The organism is Spirosoma litoris, from assembly GCF_054776755.1.
The window spans coordinates 180,245-187,066 of sequence record NZ_BAAHBI010000055.1; the positions used below are offsets into that span (position 1 = coordinate 180,245).

Annotated in this window: 4 protein-coding genes; 1 reads left to right on the forward strand and 3 read right to left on the reverse strand. The window is 52.5% G+C overall.

Annotated elements, in window-relative coordinates:
- Nucleotides 1–223 precede the first annotated feature (223 nt).
- Genes ACYVGR_RS29410 through ACYVGR_RS29420 form a run of 3 tightly spaced genes read right to left on the reverse strand, consistent with a single transcriptional unit; the run spans nucleotide 224 to nucleotide 5,756 of the window.
- Nucleotides 224–1,555 carry a TolC family protein gene (locus ACYVGR_RS29410; RefSeq protein WP_460963579.1) on the reverse strand — a complete coding sequence of 444 codons (1,332 nt, stop codon included), beginning with the start codon at nucleotides 1,553–1,555 and terminating at the stop codon, nucleotides 224–226.
- Between the two features lie 11 nt (nucleotides 1,556–1,566).
- Complete coding sequence (locus tag ACYVGR_RS29415) at nucleotides 1,567–4,662, reverse strand: efflux RND transporter permease subunit (protein ID WP_460963580.1); 3,096 nt, start codon at nucleotides 4,660–4,662, stop codon at nucleotides 1,567–1,569.
- Nucleotides 4,659–5,756, reverse strand: a complete 1,098-nt coding sequence (locus tag ACYVGR_RS29420) for an efflux RND transporter periplasmic adaptor subunit (protein ID WP_460963581.1) — start codon at nucleotides 5,754–5,756, stop codon at nucleotides 4,659–4,661. The genes ACYVGR_RS29415 and ACYVGR_RS29420 overlap by 4 nt, the downstream gene beginning before the upstream one ends.
- Nucleotides 5,757–5,877: 121 nt before the next feature.
- Between ACYVGR_RS29420 and ACYVGR_RS29425 the strand changes: the two genes are divergently transcribed.
- On the forward strand, nucleotides 5,878–6,522 hold the full coding sequence (locus ACYVGR_RS29425; RefSeq protein WP_460963582.1) for a TetR/AcrR family transcriptional regulator: 645 nt from the start codon (nucleotides 5,878–5,880) through the stop codon (nucleotides 6,520–6,522).
- The last annotated feature ends 300 nt before the right edge of the window (nucleotides 6,523–6,822 follow it).

A 6,822-nucleotide genomic window follows, 5' to 3' on the forward strand; every position in this document is an offset into this window, starting at 1 on the left:
TAAAAAATTAATTGATGGATAACCAAAGTTTAAAAAGTCTTTCTGCTGGTAGGCAGGATTAGGATAGGCTTAAAAACTCTATTCACTATTTTTGTTTTTTCAGTTTCCACTATGGAATCTATTCTCCAAGCGCTTTCGTCAAATGATACCGACTAGTAGCGCGGTAAATCGCGGCCTCAATCCATAGCGTACGCCTGTAGCATTAGCCTTTAAGGCTTGACTACTACTTCCCGCTCAGTCGTTCCAGATCCGAAATGGCAAGCCGGTAAGCCAGTTGAGCCGAGTACAGATCCACTTCGGCTTTACTCAGGGCAGCCTGCGTTTCCAGCACGTCGCGTTTGAGCGCCAGGCCAGCCGCCAACCGATCCGATTTTAGTTTCAATTCATCGCGCCGGTACTGAGCCGCCTGAGCGGCAATTGGAATCAGTGACTGCCCCTGACGAGCCTTTCGATATGCCTTCTGCATTTCGCCCGACACGTGTTCACGCACGTACTGCTGGTTTTCTTCGGCCTGTTTCTGCTGAGCCAGTCGTTGATTCATCGTCGATTTGCGCTGACCAAAATCCAGAATACGGTAGCTCAATTGCAGACCCAGAAAATAGTTGCTCTGCGGCAGGTCGGACAGTACGTTCTGAAAGATGTAGCCGCCGGCTGCGTTCAGATTCGGCAGGTAGTCTTTCCGGGCCGCCTGCACCCCCAGATCGGCTTTCTGGCGCGTCTGGTCGGCTTCCAGTTGGTCGATATTACCGGTTTTGGCCGTTTCCAGATAGGTGCTCAGTGGGGGCAGTTCAGCCGGAGCGTCATCGACCGCAACAACCGTAAGGGGTGCTTCGGCGGGTTGGCCCAGTAGTTCGTTCAGGTCAGCCGTATAGTCCTCGATTTGGTTGCGGGTCTGAAGCAGTTGCTGCTGCTGATTCGCCAGGTCAGCCTGTAAACCCACTTTGTTGACCGCATCGGTTTTGCCTGCCAGTAGCGCACTTTCGATATCGTACAGCTTCATCTGCGTCAGTTCAATCGTGGCCTGAATCTGTTGCTGTTGCCGCTGGGCAATCAGCAGGCCCAGGTAGAGTTTTTCAACCCCCTGTCGGATGGCCCGTTCGGCCTGACTCACCTGGGTGCGAGCCAAAGCCGCATCGGTCTGCGCTACCTTGATACCCTCCTTGATTTTACCAATCTGACTAATGGGCTGAACGGCCATTACGTTGCCCAGAAACAGGTTATGCTTGGCTTCGAACAGGGTCAGATCCTGCTGGGGTAGCGGAATTGGTGTACTGCCCGGCAACACCCCAATCGACCCGCGCGGCAAGGTCAGGTCGCGGGTAACGCCGTTGTAAGCATACAGCCCGTTGGCTAATACATAAGGGTAGAGTTTGCTCCGGGCATCACCAATTTTGGCGTCGGCCTCATCGACTTTGTAGCGGGCTATTTTCAGCCGGCGGTTTTGCTCAATGGCCTGTTGCTGAGCCTGCGTCAGGGTGAGCGCTGGCGTTTGCGCCCATAACGGACTGGTCAGACTGGTCAACAGACAAACGAAAAGGGAATGTATATTTTTCATGATTGGTTCGATCAGGCTGGCTCGTGGGCCAGTTTCTCTTTGTCTTTAGGTTTTACTGCCATCACAAACAACACCGGAATCACCAGCAGGGTCATGACCATCGAGAAAACAACTCCAATGGCCAGCACACTCGCCAGCGGACTCCACATGGGCGAACCCGACAGGATCATCGGCACCACGCCAATGGCTGCTGCCATCGTGGTCAGGAAGATAGGACGCAACCGGCGTTTACCCGCTTCGATAGCCGCCGTGCGAATATCCATTCCTTTGGCAATCAACTCATTGGCATAATCGACCAGGATGATGGCGTTACGAACCACAATTCCCGACAGGCTGATGAGTCCCATAAAGGCCGTGAAACCAAACGGATTGCCCGTGAGCAGCAGTCCCAGCAAAGCCCCGAAGATGCTCAACGGAATGGAGGCCATCACCACCAGCGATTCTTTCAGATTGCGGAACTGGAACAGCAAAATCAGGAAGATCAGAACAAGGCTGATGCCCAGCGCAACGGTCATCTGACTAAACGTGGCTCTACGGTTTTCATCTTCGCCCCCGTATTCGATGCGATAACCAACAGGCAGCTTAAGTTCAGCAATCTGTGACTTGATGACTTTCAGTACTTCCGAAGGCAGGGTATTCCCGCTCGTCTCCGATTGAATGGTTAGCGTGCGTACCCCGTTGCGGTGCATGATCCGGCCCGTTTGCCACTGGGGTAAGAGATCGGCAAGTTGACGGAGGGGGACGCTGCTCCCCGTAACAGGCGAGCTTAGGTACGTATTCTCCAGATCGGTGAAGTTCCGACGGTTTTGCGCATCCAGTTGCAAGACGAGGTTGATGGGTTGATCCCCTTCGTAAATAACCGATACGGGCGCACCCGAAAAACCCGTGTAGAGGCTGGTGGCTACCCCCGTGGTGGTGAAACCGAGTCGGGCTGCTTCCTCCTTCAACTGAATCCCTACCCCGTAATAATCTTCGCGGAAGTCGCTACGAACCAGCGCGCTACCGGGCGCTTTTCGAACAATGTCCTGCACCTGGGCGCCAATTCGTTCCAGTTCGGCCAGATCGTTGCCGATAATACGCACCTCAACGGGGGCAATCATCAACGAACCCTGCTGCATCAGGCGAACGCGGGGCGTGCCATCGGGTACAATAGCGGCCACCTTATCGGTCAGCTCGTCGGCCATTGCTTCGGTTTCGGCGGTGGTGTGCGTGTTGATCAGAATCTGGCCAAAATTAGTAACAGGTGGTTCGGGCGAGAAATTGTAGTAGAATCGGGGGGCACTCGTACCAATGAACGCTGCGTAACTTTCGACCCGTTTGTCCTTGTTAATAAGGCTCTCCAGCCGGGCTACGGCTTCTTTTGTTTTGTCAAGTTTGGTTCCCGTAGGCATCCAGAGTTCAAGGACGAACTGATTACGCTCTGCTGCCGGGAAAAACTTCTGACGGATGCCTTTGAACAGCAGTCCCGAAGCGGCAATGGAGACGATCGCAAAAATCAGCGTAACGGTCCGGTGATTGACGCACCAGCCGATGGCCGCGTCGTAACCGTCCTGCATGTAATCGAGTAATGATTTTCGTTTCCGCTTGCCAGACGTTTTTTCGTCGGTGCCAGTCACATGGTGCAAGCCTTTTTTGATGAAGGTGTAGCACAAAAATGGCGTCAGGAGCATGGCCACCACGAACGACGATGCCAGGGCAATAGACACCGTAATGGGCAACGAGACGATAAATTCGCCCACTGACCCGCTGAGAATCACCATAGGCAAAAACGACGCGATGATGGTAGCCGTGGCCGTTAGCACCGGTACCACCAGATCATTGGCACTGCGCCAGGCGGCTGTCCAGCGATCGATACCTTCGTCGAGCAATTCCACGTAGTTGTCGGCAATCACAATGGCATCATCGACCACCATTCCCAATACCACAATCAGAGCTGCCAGCGAGACCTGATGGAGTTCGATACCGAAGGTGTGCAGCAGAGCAAACGTAACGGCCACCGTCACTGGAATGGCCATGGCCGCCACGGCAGCAATGCGGAACGGAAGCAGAATGATGGTAACAATGACGACCGAAATAATGGCCAGAAAGAACTCCCGGATAAAATCGCTGACACTGTGCTGCACCACGTGCGGCTGATTGACGATGGTGCTTAGCTTGATCGAACTGGGCAGACTTTGCTGGATTTCAGCCAGTTTACCAGCAACCTGATCACCAAATGCTACAATGTTGTTGCCTTCCTGCATTTCCACTGACAGCATCAGCGCCCGATGCCCGTTGACCGAGATTTGCGAGCTGGGTTCAGCGTATTCGCGCTTGATATTTGCTACGTCTCCCAGCCGAATCACTGACCCCAGTGGCGTAGTGCCGACCACCTGCCGGGCCACTTCCTGTTCGGTATTGTAGTACCCCTGTGCATAAAGCGGCACCTGGCTGTCGTCGGTTTTAACATTGCCGGTGGCTTTAATGGCGTTTTGCGCCTGGAGCACCTGCACCACCTGCGGCCATTTGACCCCGTATTGAGCCATCTGCGCCGAGTTGGCCGTAATGGTAATTTGCTCTTTCTGCTGACCGTACCGCCGGATTTTCGATACAGCTTTTACCGTCCTGAGGCCGTCTTCAATGCGTTTCAGGTAGTCATCCAGTTCCGAATAGGTCAGTTTATCCGACTCCAATCCAATCAGCATGGCCACCGTATCGCCAAAGTCGGTGTTGACAATGGGCCCCTGCACGCCCTGCGGCAAATCGAGCGCTTTGGCCTGGTTCAGATCATGCCGCAATTTGGACCAGAAGATGTCAGGATTTTTGACGTTCTCTTCCAGTTCGACGTTGATAACCACAGCTCCATCACGGCTGGTCGAGTAGGTCTTTTCTTTCCGCACTTCGGCGTAGCCAAACAGATACTGCTCCAGTTTGCGCGTGACCTGATCTTCGACCTGGGCCGAGTTGGCACCGGGGAACAGCGCAATGACCAGCCCAGTGCGGATGGTGATTTTAGGGTCTTCCCGGCGGGGCATCGTCAGCAACGAATACACGCCCACCAGTACCGTCAGGAAAACGACACTCAGCGTCACCTGTGGGTATTTCAGCGATGCTTTGATGGGGTTCATTGGGCTGGTTGATTAAATTGAACAGACGCACCATCCTGTAGCTTCTGCGCGCCACCTGTCACAATCAGATCGTTGGCAGCTAGTCCCGACGTAATCTGAACATCACTGGCGTAAACCTGACCAATGGTTATTTTCCGTTTAAATACCTGATTTTTGGGTACATCAACTATAAAGACATACGTCGAACCGTCGGCATCGCGCTGAACGGCATTGCCGGGGATCACCAGCGACTGGCTCCGCTGGGAGGATGGCAACCGGGCGTCAGCAATCATGCCGGGCCGGATCTTCAGGGCTGGATTGGCCAGGTCGATCTTGACCGAATAGGCGCGGGAAGCCGGATCGGCAACGGCTCCAATCAGCGATACCTTGCCCGTAAACGTTTGCCCCAGTGCCGGAATCGAAACCTGGGCCGTTTGTCCCAACCGCAGTTGCCCTACTTCCGATTCCGGCACCGATACGCGCACCTTAATGGGTTGAATGTCGGCAATCTGGAACAGGGGTTGTCCCTGCGGAATAATTTCGCCGGGGTTGGCTCCTTTACGGGCCACAATACCAGAAATGGGCGAAACGAGTTTGGTTTCTTTCAGGTTTTTGGCGGCCAGTTGCTGGCGGGCTTTTACCTCTTCGAGTCCGGTTACGGCTTTTTCGTAATCACTAGGGGTAACACTCCCGCGTTCTTTCAGAATAGTGAGCCGGTTATATTCGTCCTGCACACGGGCCACGTTGGCGTTGGCAATGGTCACGCCTAGTTGGTAATCAGTGGGTTCGATGGAGGCAATCAACTGCCCCGCCCGGATGGTTTGCCCTTCCTGAATCGTAACCCGATTCAGTTTTCCGCTGACCATAAATCCCAGATTAACCGTTGTTTCGGCTTCAGTCGAGCCGCTCAGCATCAGTTGGTTGCTGGTGGACGAATAGCTTACCCGACTGACAACTACGGGTATGGCGGCTATACTTTTTACTTCTTCAGACGACGAGGGCGGATTTTGGGAGTTGTTTGTAGTTGACTGGCAGCTACTGAGCCAAAGTCCCACAACGAGGCAAACCAGATGAAGGCGCGTTGCGTTAATAAAACTGTAAGATGGCTGGCACATGGAATGATGAAAAAAATACTGTATAAAGTAAGCCGGACTGCGTGAGGTTATCGGTTTATAATATTACCAAATTTACACTATATTTGTTTTTTCAGTTTCCTTCTGGATTAATTTTTTTCAATTGACACCAAAAGCTAGTACCGACGAGCGGATTATTGCCGCTGCTATGAATCTGTTTCTGCGCTATGGTTACAGCCGGGTCACGGTCGATGATATCGTGCGGGAGTTGGCCATGAGCAAGAAAACCGTGTATAACCATTTCCCTAACAAGTCGGCCATTCTGATGGCGTGTATCGATTCCTTTGTACGCACCTTCCGTCAGCAGGCCGAGACCATTTTGGGAAATACCGAACTCCCTATTCGCGAGAAACTGAACCTGTATTTACGACATATTGGCCTAAGCTTTAGCCACATAAGTCAGGAATTTATGCAGGACATCAAGCGGAGCGAACCCGAAGCCTGGGAACGCCTGTGTACGTACCGCCGGGACGTAGTGCTCCGGCATTTGAGTGCGTTAATGGACGAAGGAGTAGCGGCTGGCTACATCCGCAACGATGCAAGTCGGCACCTGGCCATCCTGGCTTACATCGGAGCGATGGAACAACTCGACGACCCTGATTTTGTGGCGCAGTTTCCTAGCGTTTTCGTCCAGGCTGTTCCTACTCAGATTCAGGAGCGAGCTGATCAATTAATCAAACTGCTACTGCATGGTCTACTGACCCCCGCTTTTTGGGAGGCTCAAATGGCAACCGAGCAATACCCCTAACGTACCGTAAACGATGGAGTAGGTTACCTATTGGGCACAAGTCGGAAATTTACCCTATTTGTTTGATTATGCCCTAAGTCGGCGTGCATGAAGGTAGGCTCACAAAAATACATCGCAATATTACGATAATTATTTTTTGCGTACTCTATCAGGAGGGTTCATTTTCTATGACTATTTCATGCGTAATGCTGCTATAAGAACTGCCCTACTTAACCACTAGTTTTGTCGAGATTAAAATTACGAGGCTGTTTAAACTTTACGGAAAATCCCCAAAGCTGTGTGAATTTTGAGGTGCGAACT

Excerpts from the sequence above, each read along its gene's own strand:
- ACYVGR_RS29415 (WP_460963580.1), bottom strand. The coding sequence starts at position 4,662 with ATGAACCCCATCAAAGCATCGCTGAAATACCCACAGGTGACGCTGAGT.
- ACYVGR_RS29410 (WP_460963579.1), bottom strand. The coding sequence starts at position 1,555 with ATGAAAAATATACATTCCCTTTTCGTTTGTCTGTTGACCAGTCTGACC.
- ACYVGR_RS29420 (WP_460963581.1), bottom strand. The coding sequence starts at position 5,756 with ATGTGCCAGCCATCTTACAGTTTTATTAACGCAACGCGCCTTCATCTG.